The following is a 19,389-nucleotide window of genomic DNA, read 5'->3' on the forward strand; positions in this document are numbered from 1 at the left end:
CCCAATGCCAGATCCCTCGCCCGCATCGCTTTCCGAATTCGACCTGATTCGCCGATTTTTCACGCGCCCGGTCCGCAAGGCCGCCCTCGGCGTGGGCGACGACTGCGCGCTGATCGACGCGCGTCCCGGTCACCAGTTGGCCATCAGCACCGACATGCTGGTGAGCGGGCGCCATTTCTTCCCGGACGTTGCGCCACGGGCGCTGGGGCACAAGGCGTTGGCGGTCAACCTGTCGGACCTGGCTGCGATGGGCGCCGAACCGCGCGCCTTCACGCTGGCGCTGGCGCTGCCGGAAGCCGACCCGACGTGGCTCGAACCGTTTGCCGCCGGTCTGCTGGCGCTGGCCGACGACCACGGATGCGAGCTGATCGGCGGAGATACCACCAAAGGCCCGTTGACGCTGTCGATTACCGTGTTCGGCGACGTACCGCCGCGTCAGGCCTTGCGTCGCGACGCGGCCCGGCCCGGCGACGACCTGTGGGTGTCGGGCACGCTCGGCGACGCGCGCCTGGCGCTTGGCGACTGCCGCGGCGAATGGCTGCTGCCCGAGCCCGATTTCACGCTGATCCGGCCGCGCATGGATTCCCCGACGCCGCGCGTGGCATTGGGACTGGCCTTGCGCGGCGTGGCCCATGCGGCGCTCGATGTGTCCGACGGACTGGTCGGGGATCTGGGACACATCCTCGCACGCTCGTCGGTCGGCGCCATCGTCGATGTGGACGCCCTGCCCCGTTCCGCGGTGCTGTCAGCGCAGCCGCTCGATCTTCAGCGCCAGTGCGTGCTGGCCGGCGGCGACGATTACGAGCTGTGTTTCTCCGCGCCGGCTGGCGCGCGCGAAACGATCGCCGCCATCAGCCGGCATCTGGACCTGCCGCTGACTCGTGTCGGCGCGATCACGGCGGAAGCCGGACTGCGGCTGGTCGATGCCAGCGGCAGCCCGGTCACCTTCACCGGCACGTCGTTCGACCATTTCGCGGCAACGTGACACGCGGCGCCCTACCCGTGTCATGATGCCGCCATGCGCGCAACAGGGAGAGCCGCACTTTGCGCGCCAGACATAACTACATAGACAGAGCCAAGTCCTTGATGTCCGCCTACCCTCCCGGGGCCGCACCGCGCGACCCCGTCAATCCCGTCACGCTGGAAGCCGGCCAGACCGTCAAGGTCACGCGGCCAACCGCCCGTTTCATGTTCGGGCATCCCGCACGCCTCGTCGCACTGGGCTTCGGCTCCGGGCTTTCGCCCGTCAGTCCCGGCACCGTCGGCACGCTGTATGGATGGCTGTCGTTCATCGTGATCTCGATGTGGATCGAGCCAACCACCTGGCTGTGGATCATTGCCGCGGCGTTCGTGGCCGGCATCTGGGCCTGTCGCCGTACCGCGCGCGACATGGGTGTGGACGACCACGGCGGCATGGTGTGGGATGAGATCGTCGCCTTCTGGCTGGTGCTGGTGTTTGTCATGCCGACCGGCTTCTGGGGCCAGCTCGCCGCCTTCCTGTGGTTCCGCTTCTTCGATATCGTCAAACCCGCGCCGATCCGCTATTACGACCGCACGCTCAAGGGGCCCGGCGTCACGGGCGCCTTCGGCGTGATGTTCGACGATATCTTTGCGGCGTTCTACACGCTGCTCGTCTTCGCGCTGTGGCGCTCGATCTAAGCGCACAGCGGACCGAACGCCCAACACGCACCCAAGACTCAGGAAAACGCCGCCATGTCCGTCAGCCGCCTGCTTGACCAGCTTGCCATCCAGGCCGGAACCGTGCTCGCGGAGCGCTCGCTCATGCTCGCCACCGCGGAATCGTGCACCGGCGGACTGGTTGCCGCGGCGATCACCGATGTGTCCGGATCGTCGGGATGGTTCGAGCGCGGCTTCGTCACCTATTCGAACGAAGCCAAAACGACCATGATCGGCGTACCGGCCAAGCTGATACGCGATCACGGCGCGGTCAGTGAGGAAGTGGCGCATGCCATGGCGGAAGGCGCGCTGCTGAACAGCCGCGCCCAGGTGGCGCTGTCGATTACCGGCATTGCCGGACCGAATGGCGGAACGCTGGAAAAACCGGTCGGCACGGTCTGCTTTGGCTGGAGCAACCGCATCACCACCCGCACCGAGACCCAGCGCTTCAAGGGCGACCGCGCGCAGATCCGCCGCCAGGCGGCCGAACACGCGATGCGCGGACTGATCGAGCTGATCCGCAACGAGGAGTAGGCCTGGTCCGCTTCAGCGGACCACAGGCTCGCCCGGCCATTCGGCCAGGCCGTCCTCGCGGACCGTTGCCGGCAGCGCCTGAAGGCCGCTCAGCCGTGGCGATAGCGGTTGATCGTCTCGCGCGTTTGCAGCGCCACATTGCGCGCCGCAGTGGCGAAGTCCTTTTCGCGGCTCGCGTACAGGATCGCGCGCGACGAATTGATCATCATGCCGGTGCCGTCGGCGGTGCGCCCGGCCCGCACGGTGGCCTCGATGTCGCCGCCCTGCGCACCGATGCCAGGAATCAGCAGCGGCATATCGCCGACGATCTGGCGCACCTTGGCGATCTCGTTGGGGAAAGTCGCGCCGACCACCAGGCCCATCTGGCCATTGGTATTCCAGCGCTCACGCGCCGCTTCGGCCACCACCTGGTACAACGGCTTGCCGTCGACCTGCAGGAACTGGACGTCCGAGCCGCCCGGATTCGAGGTGCGGCACAACACGATCACGCCCTTGCCCGGATGCGCCAGATACGGCGACATCGAATCGAAACCCATGTACGGACTGACGGTGACGGCGTCGGCCTTGTACCGGTCGAACGCCTCGATGGCGTAGTGTTCGGCGGTGGAACCGATATCGCCGCGCTTGGCGTCCAGGATCACGGGAATCCCGGGATGGGCGTCGTGGATATATTCGATCAGTTGCTCTAGCTGATCCTCGGCGCGCTGCGAATGGAAATAGGCGATCTGCGGCTTGAACGCGCAGACCAGATCGGCCGTGGCGTCGACGATTTCGCGGCAGAACGAGAAAATCGCGCCGCCCGTGCCGGTCATGGACAACGGCAGCTTGGCCGGGTCCGGATCGAGCCCGACGCATAGCAGGGAATCGTTACGCTGCCACGCGGCGGACAGCTGCTCGGTGAAGGTCATGGGATGCTCGGTATCGGATGGGAGCCGGGGGCCCGGCTGTCGACGAGTGTATGGACAGCATAACGCGGGCGCACGCCGGCTGGTTGGCTGACTGCGAAGGCACATTCCTGCAGTACAGCATATGGCGTTGGCGGCAATTCTACCTGTTGGCGTGATATTGTTTGCAGCTTCCGCTTAAAAGAGCGACATCCACGTCGCCCGTCCCATGACACTCGACCGCCGCGGTCTCATCCTGCTTGTCATCCTGACCGTCGCCTGGGGCCTGAACTGGCCGATCATGAAAATCGGCGTCGCGCATTTTCCCGCGATGGGCTTCCGGCTGCTCTGCATGGCCGGCGGGCTGGTGGCGCTGGGCCTGGCGCTGAAGCTGCGCGGCGACTCCCTGCACGTGCCGCGCGAGGCTTGGCCGACGGTGGTGAAGCTGGCGATTCCGAACATGGTGATCTGGCATCTGTTCGCCATCTGCGCGGTCAAGATGCTGTCATCGGGCCGCGCCGCCATCCTTGGCTACACGATGCCGATCTGGGCCGTGGTCTGGGGCCTTGTCATCTTTCGCGAGCGCATCGCGCTGTCGGCATGGATCGGCATCGGCTGCGCGCTGACCGGCACCGTACTGCTGCTGTCGGGCGAGATCGCCGCGCTGACGGGCAGCCCGGCGGGCACCCTGCTGATGCTGGTGGCGGCGGCGGGCTGGGGCTTCGGCACACAACTGATGAAGCGTACGCAGGTCGACGTTTCGATTGGCGCGCTGACGTTCTGGATGCTGGCCATCACGCTGCCGTTTCTGGCGCTCGGCACGCTGCTGTTCGAAACCGGCTGGCGCATGCCCACCGCTGTCGAATGGGGCGCGATCGCCTATAACGCCGTGGTGGTGTTCGCGTACTGCCATCTCGTGTGGTTCGCGCTGGCGCGCAGCCTGCCGCCGGTGGTGTCGAGCCTGTCGATCATGTTCATCCCCGTTGTGGGCGTGTTTTCGGGCATGTGGCTGCTTGGCGAAACGCCGCATTGGCAGGATTACGCAGCCATCGTGCTGATGTTCGCGGCGCTGTCGTCGGTCATGCTGGCGCCGCTGCTGCGCCGGCGCCTGTGAGCAACAGCGGCGCAGAGATTTCGCTTAACAAGCCCCCCCGCGTTGGATTACACTCGCGGCCATCAGAATCCCGGAGAAATTACGTGGGCAGTAGCATCGGGTGTTCGAGTTGCCGCGAAAGATTCGCGACATCGTCGGATGCCATGTCACTGCGGGCTGCGTAACGTCGATCCGCGTGGGGCCATCGCCCCGCACGTCGCCGTGCTTGCCCGCAGACAACTGCGGGTGAGTGTCTTTCCGTTTCCCCTTGCGGCGGCCGTCCGGCCTCCGTGTCGCGCTTCGGATCTTCCCTCTCCCGGCTTGCCAGCCAGATATCGGCAACAGGCAAACGTCATCGTCTTGCAACGGATGCGCACTTGCGCCGTCCGTACGCAGCGCGATCACGCTTGCCGGCCGCCTCATGGTCGCACCGCTGGCGAGCCTTGCCTGCGCCTGTCTCCGATGCATCGACAACGCGCAATCAGTAACAAGGAATCCAAGGGATGATCAATCTGTTCGTCCTGCAGAAAGGTCGGCTTGCCCAGGAGCAGGTCGACGAGCGCAACGAGCTGCTGCAGCACAAGCCCATCTGGATCGACGTGGTAAGCCCCGATGACGAGGAGCTCGCGTGGATCAAGGAAGCGTACAACGTGGTACTGCCCGAGCTGGAGGACCTTGGCGACCTCGAAGCATCGGCGCGTTATTTCGAAGGCGAAGACGAGAACATCCACATCCGCACGGATTTTCTGCTGGCCGAAGACGAGGCCTCGCGCAACGTGCGCGTGGCGTTCGTGCTCACGCGCGACGTCCTGTTTTCGATTCACGACGAAGACCTGCCGGTGTTCCGCCTGGTGCGGCTGCGCGCGCGGATGCGTCCGGGATCGGTGCGCAACGCCAAGGACGTGCTGATGGATCTGTACGCGACCGACGCCGAATACTCGGCCGATTCGATCGAGGAAATCTACGAGCGTCTGGAAGAAGCGAGCCGCCGGGTGCTGGCCGAAAACGTGACCGATGCCGCCGCGGCCGACGTGCTGGAAACCATCGCGCGCGAGGAAGACTTGAACGGGCGCATCCGTCGCAACGTCATGGACACGCGCCGCGCGGTGTCATTCCTGATGCGCAGCCAGTTACTGTCCGCCGAACAGCAGGACGAAGCCCGGCAGATCTTGCGCGATATCGATTCGATCGAGAACCACACCGCGTTCCTGTTCGACAAGATCAACTTCCTGATGGACGCCACGGTCGGCTTTATCAACATCAACCAGAACAAGATCATCAAGCTGTTCTCGGTGGTGTCGGTGGCGCTGATGCCGCCTACGCTGATCGCCAGCATCTACGGCATGAACTTCAAGCTGATGCCGGAACTGGACTGGGCTATCGGCTACCCGTGGGCCATCGCGCTGATGGCCGTCTCGGCGGCGATCCCGCTGGTGTATTTCAAGAGGAAGGGCTGGCTCAGCTAGCGGCGCGCGCCGGCGGCACGCCGGCAAACCCGTCCCGACTGTTACGCATACCACGGGACAGGGGATCGCCCAGGCAGGGCGAGCGCAATCAGTCGGGCAGCGTCGCCGCGCCCATCCGCCGCGCGATGATCGACGCCTTGGCCCGGAAGTTGACGTGGACGTTGGCGCAGTACTGCTTCTTGTCGAAGCACTTCGGCGCCGGCAGCGCCGCCGCCAGCCGCGCGGCCTGCCCAACGGTGAGCTTTGAGGCCGACGTGTGGAAATAGTGCTGCGCGGCGGCTTCGACGCCAAACACGCCTTCTCCCCATTCCACCGAATTCAGGTAGATCTCGAAGATCCGCTGCTTGTCGAGCCAGAATTCCAGCATCCATGTGATGGCCAGTTCCTGGCCCTTGCGCACGTAGTATTGCTCCGAGGCAAGAAACAGGTTCTTGGCCAGTTGCTGAGTGATGGTCGACCCGCCGCGCACGATGCGCCCGCGCTGCTTGTTGCGCTCCCAGGCATCGAGCATCGCGTCGAGTTCGTAGCCGGGGTGATTGACGAAATCGGCATCCTCGCTGGCAATGACCGCGCGCTTGATATTGCGCGACATCTCGTCGTAGCTCACCCACTTGTGGTCGACCGTACAGCTCCAGAAATTGAAGCCGCACAGCCGCCAGCGCTCGGCGCGCAGGAACGAGGTGGAAGACGGATTCAGATACTGCCAGGCTGCAATCTGCAGGAAGAAATAGACCTGCATCGCCAGCACGCCAACGATCAGGCATTCGCCGAAATAGCCGATCCAGCGCAGCGGATTGGCTGCACCCGAGGATCTGGCCGGCACCCGGGCGGCCGCTGAGCGCTGACGGGCCAAGGCGGTCTGCCGCTCAGCGCGCCGCTTCGGCCTGCAGCGCCGCGCGCAGCTCGGCCAGCACCGGCGTCGTGTTCGGTCGCACGCCCCGCCAGTTGTAGAACGCCTCGGCGGCCTGTTCGACCAGCATGCCCAGGCCGTCGGACGTCGTTGCGCCGCACTTCGCCGCGTAGGCCAGGAACACGGTGGGTTTCGCGCCGTACATCATGTCGTACGCCAGCACGCCCTCGCCCAGCAGATGGTCCGGCACAGGGGGAAGTTCGCCCTGCAGGCTGCTGGCCGATGCATTGATGATGACGTCGCAGCCTTCGTCGTCGGATAGCGCACCGAGCGCGTCCAGTCCGCCCGCCCACAGCTCGACGTTGTACTGGTCCGCCGCCTCGACAAACTGCTCGACCATGTCGCTGGCCTTTTGCGCGGTGCGGTTGGCTACAACGATGCGCGCCGGGCGACATTCGATCAACGGCAGCATCGCGCCCATCGCCGCGCCGCCCGCGCCCAGCAACAGGATGCGCCTACCTTCGAGCAGCACGTCGAGGTTGTCCTGGATATCGCGCACCAGGCCGATGCCGTCGGTGTTGTCGCCGTGGATCAGGCCATCCTCGATCCACATCGTATTGACCGCGCCCGCCGCTTCGGCGCGCGGCGTCAGCCGATCGGCCAGATCGTAGGCTTCCAGCTTGAACGGCGTGGTCACATTGAAGCCATGGCCGCCCTCGGCCAGAAAACGGCGCACGGTATCGGCGAACGCGTCGAGCGGCGCTTCCAGGCGCTCGTACTGGAGAGCCTCGCCGGTCTGGCGCGAAAACGCCGCGTGGATGGCCGGCGAGCGGCTGTGCGACACGGGATTGCCCACCACCACGTAGCGATCGATGGTGGTGTCGGGCGTGGAATTCTTTTCTGCGGTCATCAGCGGCCTTGCAGGCGGACGTCGAGTCCGCTGCGGGTGAAATTGAAAGTGGAAATGACTTCGAGGATGTCCTGCCGGGACTGCATCTCCGGCGTGAACACGCCGAATGGTGCGGCGGCGCGGACGATGGCAACGGCCTGGCGATCCAGCGCCGGGTCACCCGAACTCTTTGCCACGTCGATGCTCTCGATGTTGTAGCCGTCGCGGTTGTAACCGAGCTTGCCCTGGCGATTCACGTTGATCACCAGGATCAACTGGCCGTAGATCGGCTTGCCATTCTTCTGCGGGAAATCGCTGGTGCCGCGCGCTTCGATCTTGCGGCGCAGGCGATCGTAGTACTGCGCGTAATCGACGCCCTGTGCGCTGGTCGCCGTCAGTTGCATTCGCTTGGGACGCTTGGCGTAGTGTTCGAGGTTCCGGCCGATCTCGGCTTCGAGCCGCGCCATCTCGTCGGTGGAAGTGCGCTCGTCCTGGCCGCGCGTGGGCGCGTCGGCGCGCTGCTCGCCCGGCTTGAGCGGCTGGCTGCGCACCGACTGCGCGGCCTCGCGCGACTGCGTCATCAGGCGGCGCTGCTCTTCTTCGAGCTGTTCGAGGCGACGCTGTGTCAGCTTAATCAGGTCGCCATCCTTGGACTCGGTCTGCGCGGGCAGCGGCGTGGTGGCGCGCTGGGCGTCGTGGTCGCCGCCGCCGTCGAGATTGGCTTGCGCCAGCACCGTGGGATTGCGCGGCTTTTCAGCCGACTTCGAGTTCACCAGCACCACATCGAGTTGCGGATCGGACCGCTTGATCTCGAACACTTCAGGCGCGGCAATCCGCACCATCAGCAGCACCGCGTGAACGACCACGGACAGGACCAAAGCCTTGGCCAGCGTACTGCTGGATTGCCACCAGTCACGGGGGTGGCGCGGAGCAGAAAGTACGGCGTTCACGATGGAATGGACGGGCCAGGGAAGTCGGCGTGGAAACTCGATCGAAAACCGGCCCCCTCGGGCGAGGGATGGCCGGAACAGGGTTCGATTGTAAGTGAGCCGCCCCGTTTACCGAAGCCTGGGCGAAGCTTCAGGGCGCGGTGCCCGGCCCGGTGTCGCGCGGCGCCGACGCATCGGCCGGCGCGTCGTCGCCGGACGGCGCCACGGCGTCCGCGGATGGCGCTTGCGGCGCTCCTTCGGCCCCGTCTTCGGCGGCTTGCTCCGCCACATCCTCGGCCGCGGCTTCGGCGGCCGCCTCAGCGGAAACTTCGGCCATTTCCTCGTCGCCGGCGTCGCCCTCGAGTTCTTCTTCCGGCAATTCGCCTTCACCGGCAAAGATTTCGAGCACCCGGCACGACACTTCGAGCGAAATCTCGTCGGTGGCGCCCAGCTCCAGCAACACCTGCGTGCCGCGCGAAGCTTGCGCCAGTTCCGGCACACGCGTCACCAGCGGAATCTCCGCAAAACGCACCGCGCCGTCCTTGAGCACCGTGGCCATGAGCTTGTTGCGGTTTTCCTGCTTGATCCAGCGCAGGCACCAGTAGCGTTCCATGGTGGACTGGTGGTCCGCATAGGCCGCATAGGTGCCTTCGAAGTCGGCCACGGCGGCCAGCAGGTCGGCGTCCTTGGGCTTGAACGGCGCAACCAGCTTGGCCGTGACGCCGTGCTGGGCCACCGCCAGGATCTGCCATTGATTGACCAGATCGACGTAGCGGCGCAGCGGCGAGGTGCTCCACGCATACTGCGCCACGCCCAGGCCCTCGTGCGGCGCCGGATAGGTCTGCATGCGCGTGCGATGCATGCCCCATGCCTTTTGTGTGCGATAGATGCCCGGCACGCCGTGGTCGGCCAGCAGCTTGCCCCAGGTGCTGTTGGCCAGGATCATCAGCTCGGCCACGATCTTGTCCAGAGGCGATCCGCGGCGGCGTTGCTCGATGCGCACGCGCTCGCCGCCGCCATCCAGCAGGTCGATATAGAAATTGAAGTCCGCGCGGTTATGGCTTTCCGGTCGCAATCCGCTTGCCAGGCGCGCCTTCTGGCGCTCGTCGTGCAGATGATTGGCCAGCCGATACAGCTCGGTCAGTTCGTCGCGGAACGGGTAGTCGCCCGTGCCAGCGGCCAGCGCGGCTTCGGTCACCACATCCTCGAGCAGGTTGTGGCGCAGGTTGGCGGCGATCGGCACCAGTTCGGCCCGGGTTTCGCTGCCAAGTACGGCCACGCCATCCGGCCCATTCGGGTCGATCGTCACGTACAGCGACAGCGCCGGGCAGGTGCGCCCTTCCTGCAGCGTGTAGCGATCCACCACGCTGTCGGGCAGCATCGTGATCTTGTCGCCTGGGAAATACACCGTGGACAGCCGCTGGCGCGCGATGGCGTCGAGCGCGTCGCCGCGGCGGATGCCAAGCCCCGGCGCGGCAATATGGATGCCAACGCGCAGCTTGCCGTCGGCGGTGCGCGTCACGGACAGCGCATCGTCGATTTCGGTCGTCGTGACATCGTCGATCGAAAACGCCTGCACGTCGGCCACCGGCAGGTCGGCGGACGGCTCGGGCACGTCGACATCGGCAAAGCCGGTGCCCTTGGGAAAGCAGTCAGCCAGAAACTTGGCCTCGTGCAGCGCGCGCGGGCTTTCCACGCCGCCCACGGCCACCATCAGTCGCATCGGCGTCATGCCCAGCGCCGTGCAGGCGGCATCCATCGCCTTGTATTCGAGGCTGTTCTTGTCTGGCTTGAACAGCAATTGCAGGACCTTGCCGCGGAATGCCTCGGGCAGCTTGTGCGCCTTCAGTTGCGCTTCGTACTCGCCCTGCAGTTGCAACTGCTGCTTCTTGCGCTCCACCGCGGCCAGCGCGGCCTTGAGCTGGTCCTCGGGCGCGCGCAGATAGCGCCCGCGGCCCTTGCGGCGGAAGTAGACCGGATTGCCATGCAGCGCCATGGCGAGCGCCGCCTGCTGCACCGCGCCCGCATCCGCGCCATAGTATTCGGCCGCCAGTTCGGCAAAACCGAATTCATCGGGCGGCGCGCACTCCCAAAGGAAGTCGAGATCGATCTCGGCGGTCAGGTCGCCGGTTTGCCGCACCATTTCGATTGCCGACGGCTGGGCAAACTGCAGCAGCACGTCCTTGGACTTGACCTTGGTGCGCTTGCCCGCGGGCAACTCCACCTGGTAAGCCTCGCCCTGTTGGGAAAGGACGGTGCCGGCGCGAATTTCGCCGCCTTCTTCGAACAGCAACTGCATGGATCGGTACTTTCAGAAGTGCCGGGGCAGCGCCTGGGCGGTGCGCAGTAGCGCACGCGCAGGCGGCATGCCCCGGACGGATATTCGACCGTGGATGATACCGCACCACGCCGGGCGTCCGCCGACGCCCGGACGGATCAGAGCGACATGCCGCCGCTGGCCTCGATCGCGATGCCGTTGACGTAGCTGGCGTCGTCGCTGGCCAGGAAGGCGTAGATCGCGGCGATTTCCGACGGTTCGGCCAGGCGCCGCATCCAGCAATGTTCCTTCATGCCGTCGAGCACTTTCTCCGGCACGGTCTGCAGGATTTCCGTGTTGACGAATCCCGGGCACACCGCGTTCACGCGCACGCCCTTCGGACCCAGCTCGCGCGCCCAGGTCTTGGTGAAGCCGATCACGCCGAACTTGGTGGCCGCGTAGTTGGTCTGGCCGAAATTGCCATACAGCCCCACCACGCTCGACGCGTTCAGGATCACGCCGCCGCCCTGCTCGGCCATGATCGTGGCCACAGCCTGCGCGCAGTTGAAAACGCCCTTGAGGTTCACGTCGACCACGGCGTCGAACTGCGCCTCGGTCATCTTGACCAGGCGTGCATCCTTGGTGATGCCGGCGTTGTTGACCAGGATGTCGATCCGGGCATGGCGCGCCAGCGTGGCGGCCACCATCGCGTCGACTTCCTCGCGGCGCGTCACGTCGACCTTGTGTGCATCCACGCTCGCCCCACTGGCGGCCAGGCGGTCGGCGGCTTCGCGCACGCGCGCCTCGTTCACATCGCACAGGACCAGTTTTGCGCCTTCCGCGGCAAAACGTTGCGCTGTGGCAAATCCAATACCGGCTGCAGCGCCGGTGATGATGGCAACCCGTCCTTCCAATTTCATGATGCTTGTCTCAGTTCCTGCCTTGGCAGTGTGTTGTGGGTGTCGATACGGCGGGGCAGTCTGGTGCCGCCCGCGCCGGTGTTGGCTGGCGCAACCCGTTCCAGCAGGTCGGGAAGAAAGACCTCTGTCACGAGCATGGCGCCGCCGCCGCGCCGGAATACCGAACGCCGCGCGGGCAGCATCGGCACCGACGCCAGCGTCGGCAGCACCCGTTGCAGCGCCTGACGCAACGGGTGGTGTGGCGAGAGCCGCGCAAACTGGAACGGATCGCGTCGCACGCGCGGATCCACGAACAACGCGCCGCCGAGCGGCCGGTTGCCGAGGCCGCGCAGGAAGGGCCAGTCGCGCCGCGCGCGAAACGCATCGACGATGGTGTGCGCAAAAACTGCCGGCACATCGTCGCAAATCAGCAGCACTTCACGTGTGATGGCCGGTAGCGGCCGATCCAGGCCCAACGCCTGCCACTCGTCGGCGAACGGCACTTGCGGCGCCTGGGCCAGCCGTTCGACGCGGAAGCGCGACGAAGCCGACATCAGTCGCGCCGTAAGCGATCCCTCACCGGTCGCCCAACGTCGCTGGTTCAGTGGAATCGCCGCGTCGAACGGCAGATGCGCATGCCACGCCGCCCGCAGGCGCTGCAGTCCCGGCAATCCGGCCATCCGCTCGCTCATGACGGAAGCCGCCCGCCCGGTGTGTAGCCGCAAAAAGCCAGTACGTCGTCGACGTAGTCGTCGAATTCCGAGATGCCGTGATCGCTGCCTTCGATGATGCGGATGCGTGCGCCGGGGTAGGCGTCGACCATCTCGCGATAGTCGAGCACTTCGTCGCCGGTTGCCGCCAGCAGGTAATAGCGTTCCGGGCGCGTGATGGTATCCACGCGCAGGTCGAGCAGTTCCTGCAGATGTTCGGGCTTGACCACCACCGATCCGCCACCGTGATACAGCGGCTGCTCGCCGAGATATTTCTCAAGGTCGGTCCAGGGGTGGATCGCTGGATTGAGCAATACCGCGCGGCAGCCATGGCGTTCGGCCAGCCAACGCGCATAGAAGCCGCCCAGCGACGAGCCGACGATGGCGATATCGGTCTCCCCGCCGGCCTTTGCGCCGCGAATGGCCGCTTCGGCCTGGGCAATCGCCGCCGAAGGCGACACATTGAGCATCGGGCAGGCGAAGTACTTTTCGAGGCCCCAGCGACGCATGCGCTCCTGCACGAGCCGGGATTTCATCGACTGCGGCGAGGAGCGGAAACCGTGCAGGTACAGCAGCATGTCTGTTCCCGCCCGTTATGGCTTGCCGCCGATCGCGTCCAGCAATTTCTGATGCACGCCGCCGAAGCCGCCGTTGCTCATCACCAGGACGTGATCGCCCGGTCTGGCGGCGGCGGTCACGGCGTGCACCAGCGCATCGAGATCCTGGAATGCCGTGGCCTTGTCGCCCAGCGGCGCCAGCGCTTCGCCAAGGTTCCAGCCCAGCGCGTCCTTGCCCGCCGGCGCGCCGTAGCCGAACACCAGATCGGCGCCCTCCAGGCTGGCCGGCAACTGGGCGGCCATCACGCCAAGCTTCATGGTGTTCGAACGCGGTTCGAGCACCGCCAGAATGCGCGCATTGCCGACGCGGCGGCGCAGGCCGTCGAGCGTGGTCTGGATGGCGGTCGGATGGTGCGCAAAATCGTCATACACGGTCACGCCGTTGGCCACGCCGCGCACTTCCATGCGTCGCTTGACGTTGGCGAAACGCGCCAGCGATTCGATCGCCTGGGCCGGCGGCACGCCGACATGGCGCGCGGCGGCAATCGCGGCCAGCGCGTTCATGCGGTTGTGTGTGCCCTGCAGGTCCCACACCACGGTGCCCTGGACGGCCTCCTGGAAGTACACGTCGAACGCGTCCTTGCCTTCCGGCGCCGGCGTGCGGGCATCGCCTTCGCGCCAGTCGCCCACGCCGAACTGCTCGGCTTCGCTCCAGCAGCCGCGCTCCAGCACGCGGGCCAAGGCCGGCTCCATGCCGTTGACGACAAGACGCCCCTGCCCCGGCACGGTTCGCACCAGATGATGGAATTGGGTCTCGATCGCGGCCAGATCCGGGAAGATGTCGGCGTGATCGAATTCGAGGTTGTTCAGGATCGCGGTACGCGGACGATAGTGGACAAACTTGCTGCGCTTGTCGAAAAACGCCGTATCGTACTCATCGGCCTCAATGACAAAGAAGTCCGATTCGGTCAGCCGCGCGGAAATACCAAAATTCTGTGGCACCCCGCCCACCAGGAAGCCAGGGTTGTAGCCGGCGTCCTCGAGAATCCACGTCAGCATCGAGGTAGTGGTGGTCTTGCCATGGGTGCCCGCAACGGCGAGTGTCCACTTGCCGTTCAGCACATGCTCGCCCAGCCATTGCGGGCCGGACACGTACGGCAGGTTGCGGTTCAGGATCGCTTCCATCAGCGGATTGCCGCGCGACACGACATTGCCGATTACGAACAGATCCGGTTCGAGCGCCAGCTGAGCGGGGTCGAAGCCTTCGATCAGGTCGATACCTTGCGCTTCGAGCTGCGTGCTCATCGGCGGATAGACATTGGCATCGCAGCCGGTCACGCGGTGGCCGGCCTGACGGGCCAGAACCGCAAGGCCGCCCATGAACGTACCGCAGATACCGAGGATATGAATATGCATGGGAGCTTCGGGGGGAGACTTGAGGCCGCGGCGGGCGCGGCGCGAAATAAGGCTCCGATTGTACCCGCATGTCCCGTGCACGCCGCGCCCCTGGCCCCTCCGCGGGCTGCGTCGCCGCGCCGCACGGCGCGCAAACCAGGCATGCGGGTATCATCGGGCCATGTCCCGACGTATGCCTTCCGACCCCACCCGCCTGCGCGAAGAGATTGCCCAGGCCGCCGCCCGCATGATCGCCGAAGATGGCGCCGACTACGCCACGGCCAAGCGCAAGGCCGCCCGCCAGGTGCTGGGCGACATCCGCGTGGCCGGCGAGTGGCTGCCCGACAACGACATGATCGAAGACGAGGTGCGCGCCTACCAGGCGCTGTTCCAGAGCGAGCACCAGCCGCGCATCCTGGCGTTGCTGCGCCAGTTGGCCTTGCTGGCCATGGACGATCTGGCGGCCTACCGTCCGTATCTGGTCGGTGCCGTATTGAACGGCACCGCGTCCGAGCATTCCGACGTCTATCTTCAGTGTTTCTGCGATAGTCCCAAGGACGTTGCGCTGCATTTCCTGAATGCCGGCGTCGATTTCGACACGAGCGAAAGCCGCCACTTTGCCGGGCGCGCCGACGTCGAGACACTGAGCTTTCTGTGGCGCGGCCAATGGCCCGCATCGCGCGAGGCGCGGCAGCTTGCCGGCGAGGTGCGCAGCACGTTGGGGGCGCCGGTGGGCATCCACGTCGCGCTGTATGATGCCGACGACGAACGCGGCGCCGCCAGGGCAGACGCCACCGGCCGCCCGGCGCGCGCGGACCTCAAGGCGGTCCGCGCCCTGGTCGACGAGACCAACGCGGCGCAGTGAGCCGGCCTATCTATATAGAACTGTCACCATCGACTTCGAATATGACTGCATCCGCACCCCGCTCCATCCCGACGCGCCGTTCTTCCGTCATGCTGTGGATTCTCATCGCGATCGTCGCTGCGGCGGCGGGCGTTGTAGCCGCCAATTTCGTCCTCAAGCCCAAACAGGCGTCCGAGCACGCCGTCGAAGCGCTTTTTCAGGCAAAAATGCCCGATCCGGCGGGATCGGAGCTCGATCTGTCGAAATTTCGCGGCAAGACTCTGGTCGTCAATTTCTGGGCGCCGTGGTGCGGCCCCTGCGTGGAAGAGATGCCGGAACTGACGGCGCTGCACGCCGAGTACGCGCCACGCAATGTTGAGTTTGTCGGCATCGGCATCGATTCCGCCAGCAATATCCAGGAATTTCTCAAGAAAACCCCGGTGCAGTATCCGCTGGCGGTCGCCGGTTTTGCCGGCACCGAACTGTCCAAGAGCTTTGGCAACGCGCAGGGTGGCCTGCCCTACACGGTGGTCATTTCTCCTGATGGTGCGGTGAAATTCCGCAAGATGGGTCGGGTGCATGCCGACGAATTGCGCAAGGAATTGCCGGGCGCATAGGGCACCCCTTCTCGGCGGTCACAAACGACGCATATCTGCACCCAACTCGCGTACAAAAGCCACGATTTCGTTGCGAACTTGCAGACATACTGCGGTGTTTTGGGGTTTTGCGCCTGACTCATCACAGATCTAGCCGAATATGCCGATTTCCCGACATAAGACCTTGTATCGCGTGCTAGACAAATCCCTCTAAGCTACGGTAATCTCCGCGCAATTTCGTTGAAATGGTCGAGCCGCCGTGTCATCCACCCCTACCGTCAGCCGCTCCGCCCGCTACCGCAAAGTGCTGGTTCTGCATGGTCCGAACCTGAACCTGCTGGGTACGCGAGAGCCCCAGACCTACGGGCACACGACGCTTGCCGATATCGACGAAGCGCTGGCGAAACGCGCCGCCCTTGCGGGCATCGGGCTGGACACGTTCCAGTCCAATCACGAGGGCGCGCTGGTGGATCGCATTCACGCGGCGCGCACGGAAGGCGTGGACTTCATCGTCATCAATCCCGCCGCGTACACGCATACCAGCGTGGCGCTGCGCGATGCGCTGGCGGGTGTGGCCATTCCTTTTGTCGAAGTGCATTTGTCCAACGTGCATCGCCGCGAGCCGTTCCGTCATCACTCCTATTTCTCCGACCAGGCGATTGGCGTGATCTGCGGACTGGGATGGCAGGGATACCTGCTGGCGCTGGAATACGTGCTGGCACAGGAGCAGGACGCCCCGGCAGCTGGCGCCTGAGCCATTCATATAGAGATCGAGACAACGGGGCTTTGCCGCACAACGTGTGGCAGAACCAATCAATGACTGACCGCCGCCGTCCCTTCCCAACAAGGAAGTGACCGGACAACCCGATTCTGGAGGATAAGAAGATGGACCTGCGCAAGCTGAAGACGCTGATCGACCTGGTGGCCGAATCCGGCATTTCGGAACTCGAAGTGACCGAGGGCGACGGCAAGGTGAGGATCGTCAAGCAACCCCCGCAGGTCGTGGCCGCCCCGATGGCCATGCCGCAGATGCAAGCCATGCCCGTCGCGGGCGCGCCGGCCGCCGCCGCACCGGCTCCTGCCGCCGCCGAAGCCGCGCCGCAGTTGCCGGCCGGCCATATCGTGACCTCGCCGATGGTTGGCACGTTCTATCGCGCCCCGTCGCCGGGCGCCGCGCCGTTCGTCAACGTCGGCGACACCGTCAAGGAAGGCCAGACCGTCTGCATCATCGAAGCCATGAAGCTGCTCAACGAGATCGAGTGCGACAAGGCCGGTGTGATCAAGGAAATCCTCGTCGAAAACGGTCAGGCCGTGGAATACGGCCAACCGCTGTTCGTGATCGGCTAAGCCGGCGTGACCGGCTGACGCGGCGCATCGGCCCGATGGGCCACGCCGCATGCGTTGGTCCGGCCGCGCCAGCTGGCGCGCGCGGGCCCGCCCCTGTTCTCGCAGAGAGAGACCATGTTTGAAAAAATTCTGATCGCGAACCGCGGCGAAATCGCCCTTCGCATCCAGCGCGCCTGCCGCGAGCTGGGCATCAAGACCGTAGTGGTGTACTCGGAAGCCGACAAGGAAGCCAAGTACGTAAAGCTGGCCGATGAAGCCGTCTGCATCGGACCGGCTCCGTCGCCACTGTCATACCTGAACATGCCGGCCATCATCTCGGCGGCGGAAGTCACCGACGCGCAGGCAATCCACCCCGGCTACGGCTTCCTGTCGGAAAACGCCGATTTCGCCGAACGTGTCGAAAAATCCGGCTTCGTCTTCATCGGCCCGACCTCGGACAGCATCCGCCTGATGGGTGACAAGGTGTCCGCCAAGCAGGCCATGATCAAGTCCGGTGTGCCGTGCGTGCCGGGCTCGGAAGGCGCCCTGCCGGACGATCCGAAGGAAATCCTGGCCACCGCGCGCCGTGTGGGCTATCCGGTGATCATCAAGGCGGCCGGCGGCGGCGGCGGACGCGGCATGCGCGTGGTGCACACCGAGGCCGCGCTGATCAACGCCGTCAACATGACGCGCGAGGAAGCGGGCCGCGCCTTCGGCAATCCCGAGGTCTACATGGAGAAGTTCCTCGAGAACCCGCGCCATGTGGAAATCCAGATCCTGGCCGACCAGCACAGGCAAGCCATCTGGCTGGGCGAGCGCGATTGCTCGATGCAACGTCGTCACCAGAAGGTGATCGAGGAAGCGCCCGCGCCGCACATTCCGCGCCGCCTGATCGAGCGCATCGGCGACCGCTGCGCAGAGGCGTGCAAGAAGATCGGCTACCGTGGCGCCGGCACGTTCGAATTCCTGTACGAAAACAACGAGTTCTACTTCATCGAGATGAACACGCGCGTGCAGGTGGAGCACCCGGTCACCGAGATGATCACGGGCATCGATATCGTGCAGGAACAGATCCGCATCGCCTACGGCGAGAAGCTGCGCTTCCGCCAGAAGGACGTGGAACTGCGCGGCCACGCCATCGAATGCCGCATCAATGCCGAAGATCCGTTCAAGTTCACGCCTTCGCCGGGCCGCATCACTGCCTGGCACATGCCCGGCGGCCCCGGGGTGCGCGTCGACTCGCACGCGTATGATGGCTACTTCGTGCCGCCCAACTACGATTCGATGATCGGCAAGATCATCACGTACGGCGCCACGCGCGACCAGGCGATTGCCCGGATGCGCATTGCGCTGTCGGAAATGGTGGTCGACGGCATCCTGACCAACGTGCCGCTGCACCGCGATCTGATGCTCGACGCCAACTTCGTGGAAGGCGGCACCAGCATTCACTATCTTGAACACCGCTTGGCCCAGAAGGCCAACGCCCACGGCGAAAAGGCCTGAGGCGCGGCCATCCTGGCCGGCATGCAGTCATAAAGGATCCTCGTGGCTTTCCAGGAATGTGTGATCGAAATTGCGCAGGATCAGGCCGAAGCCTGGTCCGATGCATTGTTCGACCTCGGCGCGCTGTCGGTATCGGTGGAAGACGCCGACGCCGATACGCCTGACGAGCAACCGCTCTTTGGAGAGCCAGGACTGGAGCCCACCAAGCTCGCGTGGAACCGCTCGCGCGTGGTGGCCCTGTTCGACGAGGAAACCGACCCCGCGCTGGTGGTGCTGGCTGCGGCGAATGCGCTCGGCGTCGAGGCGCCGTCGTACACGTTGCGCGACGTGGCAGATCAGGATTGGGTGCGGCTGACGCAGTCCCAGTTCGAGCCGATCCGCATCGGCGAGAAGATCTGGGTCGTGCCTTCGTGGCACGACGCGCCCGACCCGGCCGCCGTGATTCTGGAACTCGATCCGGGCCTGGCCTTCGGCACCGGCAGCCACCCGACCACGCGCCTGTGCATGCAGTGGCTCGAACAGAACCTGCGCGCGGGCGAAACCGTGCTTGATTACGGCTGCGGGTCGGGCATCCTGGCTATCGTGGCGAAGAAGCTCGGCGCCGGCGATACCGTTGGCATCGACATCGACCCGAACGCGGTCGAAGCCTCGCGCTACAACGCCGAGCGCAATCGCGTGCAGGCCACCTTCGCGTTGCCTGAAGCAGTGTCCGACGCCAGTTATGACCTGGTTGTGGCCAACATCCTTTCCAATCCGCTCAAGCTCATGGCGGCGATGCTGTCGGCGCGCGTGCGTCCGGGTGGCCGCCTGATCCTTTCCGGGGTGCTTGAACGGCAGGCCGACGAAGTGGCGGCGGCATATGCGCCGTGGCTCGAAATGTCCGTCTGGCGCAGCGAGGAAGGCTGGGTCTGCCTGCACGGCACGCGCGCCGCATCCGACGATTTACCCGGCAACTCCGCCGCTCGCTCCTGATTGCTCAC

Annotated in this window: 20 protein-coding genes; 11 read left to right on the forward strand and 9 right to left on the reverse strand. The window is 65.3% G+C overall.

The features are described from left to right. Positions 1–4: 4 nt before the first annotated feature. The 3 genes from thiL to AC1RKI_RS06740 all read left to right on the forward strand — a co-directional run bounded on the left by thiL (position 5) and on the right by AC1RKI_RS06740 (position 2,211). The gene (thiL, locus tag AC1RKI_RS06730; RefSeq protein ID WP_492794416.1) at positions 5–985 is read left to right on the forward strand and encodes a thiamine-phosphate kinase; all 981 of its coding nucleotides are present in this window, start codon (positions 5–7) and stop codon (positions 983–985) included. A 101-nt stretch (positions 986–1,086) separates the two neighbouring features. After that, positions 1,087–1,659 (forward strand): phosphatidylglycerophosphatase A family protein, encoded by a 573-nt coding sequence (locus AC1RKI_RS06735; RefSeq protein ID WP_061955418.1) that lies wholly within the window; start codon positions 1,087–1,089, stop codon positions 1,657–1,659. 54 nt (positions 1,660–1,713) lie between these two features. After that, positions 1,714–2,211 carry a CinA family protein gene (locus tag AC1RKI_RS06740; protein WP_492794414.1) on the forward strand — a complete coding sequence of 166 codons (498 nt, stop codon included), beginning with the start codon at positions 1,714–1,716 and terminating at the stop codon, positions 2,209–2,211. A gap of 89 nt (positions 2,212–2,300) precedes the next feature. Here AC1RKI_RS06740 and pyrF read toward each other — a convergent pair whose 3' ends face one another. Beyond that, positions 2,301–3,119, reverse strand: a complete 819-nt coding sequence (gene pyrF, locus AC1RKI_RS06745; RefSeq protein WP_061955414.1) for an orotidine-5'-phosphate decarboxylase — start codon at positions 3,117–3,119, stop codon at positions 2,301–2,303. A 205-nt stretch (positions 3,120–3,324) separates the two neighbouring features. Here pyrF and AC1RKI_RS06750 point away from each other — a divergent pair, with 205 nt between their 5' ends. Together AC1RKI_RS06750 and corA are read left to right on the forward strand one after the other, a co-directional pair. After that, entirely contained in the window at positions 3,325–4,209 is an 885-nt protein-coding gene (locus tag AC1RKI_RS06750; RefSeq protein WP_061955412.1) for a DMT family transporter, read from the forward strand. Between the two features lie 482 nt (positions 4,210–4,691). Further along, positions 4,692–5,654, forward strand: coding sequence for a magnesium/cobalt transporter CorA (corA, locus tag AC1RKI_RS06755; RefSeq protein WP_061955410.1), 963 nt, complete (start codon positions 4,692–4,694; stop codon positions 5,652–5,654). Between the two features lie 88 nt (positions 5,655–5,742). Here the strand turns inward: corA and mtgA are convergent, their stop codons facing one another. The 8 genes from mtgA to mpl all read right to left on the reverse strand — a co-directional run bounded on the left by mtgA (position 5,743) and on the right by mpl (position 14,161). Next, a complete protein-coding gene (gene mtgA, locus AC1RKI_RS06760) occupies positions 5,743–6,444 on the reverse strand; it encodes a monofunctional biosynthetic peptidoglycan transglycosylase (protein ID WP_150979671.1) in 702 nt (233 codons plus the stop codon). Between the two features lie 76 nt (positions 6,445–6,520). Further along, on the reverse strand, positions 6,521–7,414 hold the full coding sequence (aroE, locus tag AC1RKI_RS06765; protein WP_227458935.1) for a shikimate dehydrogenase: 894 nt from the start codon (positions 7,412–7,414) through the stop codon (positions 6,521–6,523). Then, positions 7,414–8,343 carry an energy transducer TonB gene (locus AC1RKI_RS06770; protein WP_492794411.1) on the reverse strand — a complete coding sequence of 310 codons (930 nt, stop codon included), beginning with the start codon at positions 8,341–8,343 and terminating at the stop codon, positions 7,414–7,416. The genes aroE and AC1RKI_RS06770 overlap by 1 nt, the downstream gene beginning before the upstream one ends. Positions 8,344–8,473: 130 nt before the next feature. Further along, positions 8,474–10,621 (reverse strand): ribonuclease catalytic domain-containing protein, encoded by a 2,148-nt coding sequence (locus AC1RKI_RS06775; RefSeq protein WP_492794409.1) that lies wholly within the window; start codon positions 10,619–10,621, stop codon positions 8,474–8,476. A gap of 137 nt (positions 10,622–10,758) precedes the next feature. After that, positions 10,759–11,499: a 3-oxoacyl-ACP reductase FabG gene (fabG, locus tag AC1RKI_RS06780; RefSeq protein ID WP_061955401.1), complete on the reverse strand. Its 741-nt coding sequence runs from the start codon at positions 11,497–11,499 to the stop codon at positions 10,759–10,761. Continuing rightward, complete coding sequence (locus AC1RKI_RS06785) at positions 11,496–12,140, reverse strand: chorismate--pyruvate lyase family protein (protein WP_084003919.1); 645 nt, start codon at positions 12,138–12,140, stop codon at positions 11,496–11,498. Before AC1RKI_RS06785 ends, fabG begins: the two co-directional genes overlap by 4 nt. 26 nt (positions 12,141–12,166) lie before the next feature. Further along, positions 12,167–12,766, reverse strand: a complete 600-nt coding sequence (locus AC1RKI_RS06790) for a YqiA/YcfP family alpha/beta fold hydrolase (protein WP_150979543.1) — start codon at positions 12,764–12,766, stop codon at positions 12,167–12,169. Positions 12,767–12,781: 15 nt separating this feature from the next. Beyond that, positions 12,782–14,161: a UDP-N-acetylmuramate:L-alanyl-gamma-D-glutamyl-meso-diaminopimelate ligase gene (gene mpl, locus AC1RKI_RS06795; protein ID WP_492794406.1), complete on the reverse strand. Its 1,380-nt coding sequence runs from the start codon at positions 14,159–14,161 to the stop codon at positions 12,782–12,784. A gap of 160 nt (positions 14,162–14,321) precedes the next feature. Between mpl and AC1RKI_RS06800 the strand changes: the two genes are divergently transcribed. The 6 genes from AC1RKI_RS06800 (at position 14,322) to prmA (ending at position 19,381) form a co-directional block, all read left to right on the forward strand. After that, positions 14,322–15,005 carry a hypothetical protein gene (locus tag AC1RKI_RS06800; RefSeq protein ID WP_061955395.1) on the forward strand — a complete coding sequence of 228 codons (684 nt, stop codon included), beginning with the start codon at positions 14,322–14,324 and terminating at the stop codon, positions 15,003–15,005. Between the two features lie 41 nt (positions 15,006–15,046). Further along, the gene (locus AC1RKI_RS06805; RefSeq protein WP_227458931.1) at positions 15,047–15,601 is read left to right on the forward strand and encodes a TlpA family protein disulfide reductase; all 555 of its coding nucleotides are present in this window, start codon (positions 15,047–15,049) and stop codon (positions 15,599–15,601) included. A gap of 238 nt (positions 15,602–15,839) precedes the next feature. Further along, on the forward strand, positions 15,840–16,334 hold the full coding sequence (aroQ, locus tag AC1RKI_RS06810; RefSeq protein WP_061955391.1) for a type II 3-dehydroquinate dehydratase: 495 nt from the start codon (positions 15,840–15,842) through the stop codon (positions 16,332–16,334). Between the two features lie 131 nt (positions 16,335–16,465). Then, positions 16,466–16,927 (forward strand): acetyl-CoA carboxylase biotin carboxyl carrier protein, encoded by a 462-nt coding sequence (gene accB / locus AC1RKI_RS06815; protein WP_061955389.1) that lies wholly within the window; start codon positions 16,466–16,468, stop codon positions 16,925–16,927. Positions 16,928–17,041: 114 nt separating this feature from the next. Further along, the gene (accC, locus tag AC1RKI_RS06820; protein ID WP_061955541.1) at positions 17,042–18,409 is read left to right on the forward strand and encodes an acetyl-CoA carboxylase biotin carboxylase subunit; all 1,368 of its coding nucleotides are present in this window, start codon (positions 17,042–17,044) and stop codon (positions 18,407–18,409) included. A gap of 42 nt (positions 18,410–18,451) precedes the next feature. After that, the gene (gene prmA, locus AC1RKI_RS06825; protein ID WP_061955387.1) at positions 18,452–19,381 is read left to right on the forward strand and encodes a 50S ribosomal protein L11 methyltransferase; all 930 of its coding nucleotides are present in this window, start codon (positions 18,452–18,454) and stop codon (positions 19,379–19,381) included. Positions 19,382–19,389 lie beyond the last annotated feature (8 nt).

The sequence above is a fragment of the Cupriavidus sp. GW822-FHT06G04 genome (assembly GCF_058799075.1).

Coding starts and splice junctions, on each gene's coding strand:
- thiL (WP_492794416.1), top strand. CDS start 5: ATGCCAGATCCCTCGCCCGCATCGCTTTCCGAATTCGACCTGATTCGC.
- AC1RKI_RS06735 (WP_061955418.1), top strand. CDS start 1,087: ATGTCCGCCTACCCTCCCGGGGCCGCACCGCGCGACCCCGTCAATCCC.
- AC1RKI_RS06740 (WP_492794414.1), top strand. CDS start 1,714: ATGTCCGTCAGCCGCCTGCTTGACCAGCTTGCCATCCAGGCCGGAACC.
- pyrF (WP_061955414.1), bottom strand. CDS start 3,119: ATGACCTTCACCGAGCAGCTGTCCGCCGCGTGGCAGCGTAACGATTCC.
- AC1RKI_RS06750 (WP_061955412.1), top strand. CDS start 3,325: ATGACACTCGACCGCCGCGGTCTCATCCTGCTTGTCATCCTGACCGTC.
- corA (WP_061955410.1), top strand. CDS start 4,692: ATGATCAATCTGTTCGTCCTGCAGAAAGGTCGGCTTGCCCAGGAGCAG.
- aroE (WP_227458935.1), bottom strand. CDS start 7,414: ATGACCGCAGAAAAGAATTCCACGCCCGACACCACCATCGATCGCTAC.
- AC1RKI_RS06775 (WP_492794409.1), bottom strand. CDS start 10,621: ATGCAGTTGCTGTTCGAAGAAGGCGGCGAAATTCGCGCCGGCACCGTC.
- fabG (WP_061955401.1), bottom strand. CDS start 11,499: ATGAAATTGGAAGGACGGGTTGCCATCATCACCGGCGCTGCAGCCGGT.
- AC1RKI_RS06790 (WP_150979543.1), bottom strand. CDS start 12,766: ATGCTGCTGTACCTGCACGGTTTCCGCTCCTCGCCGCAGTCGATGAAA.
- mpl (WP_492794406.1), bottom strand. CDS start 14,161: ATGCATATTCATATCCTCGGTATCTGCGGTACGTTCATGGGCGGCCTT.
- AC1RKI_RS06800 (WP_061955395.1), top strand. CDS start 14,322: ATGTCCCGACGTATGCCTTCCGACCCCACCCGCCTGCGCGAAGAGATT.
- AC1RKI_RS06805 (WP_227458931.1), top strand. CDS start 15,047: ATGACTGCATCCGCACCCCGCTCCATCCCGACGCGCCGTTCTTCCGTC.
- accB (WP_061955389.1), top strand. CDS start 16,466: ATGGACCTGCGCAAGCTGAAGACGCTGATCGACCTGGTGGCCGAATCC.
- accC (WP_061955541.1), top strand. CDS start 17,042: ATGTTTGAAAAAATTCTGATCGCGAACCGCGGCGAAATCGCCCTTCGC.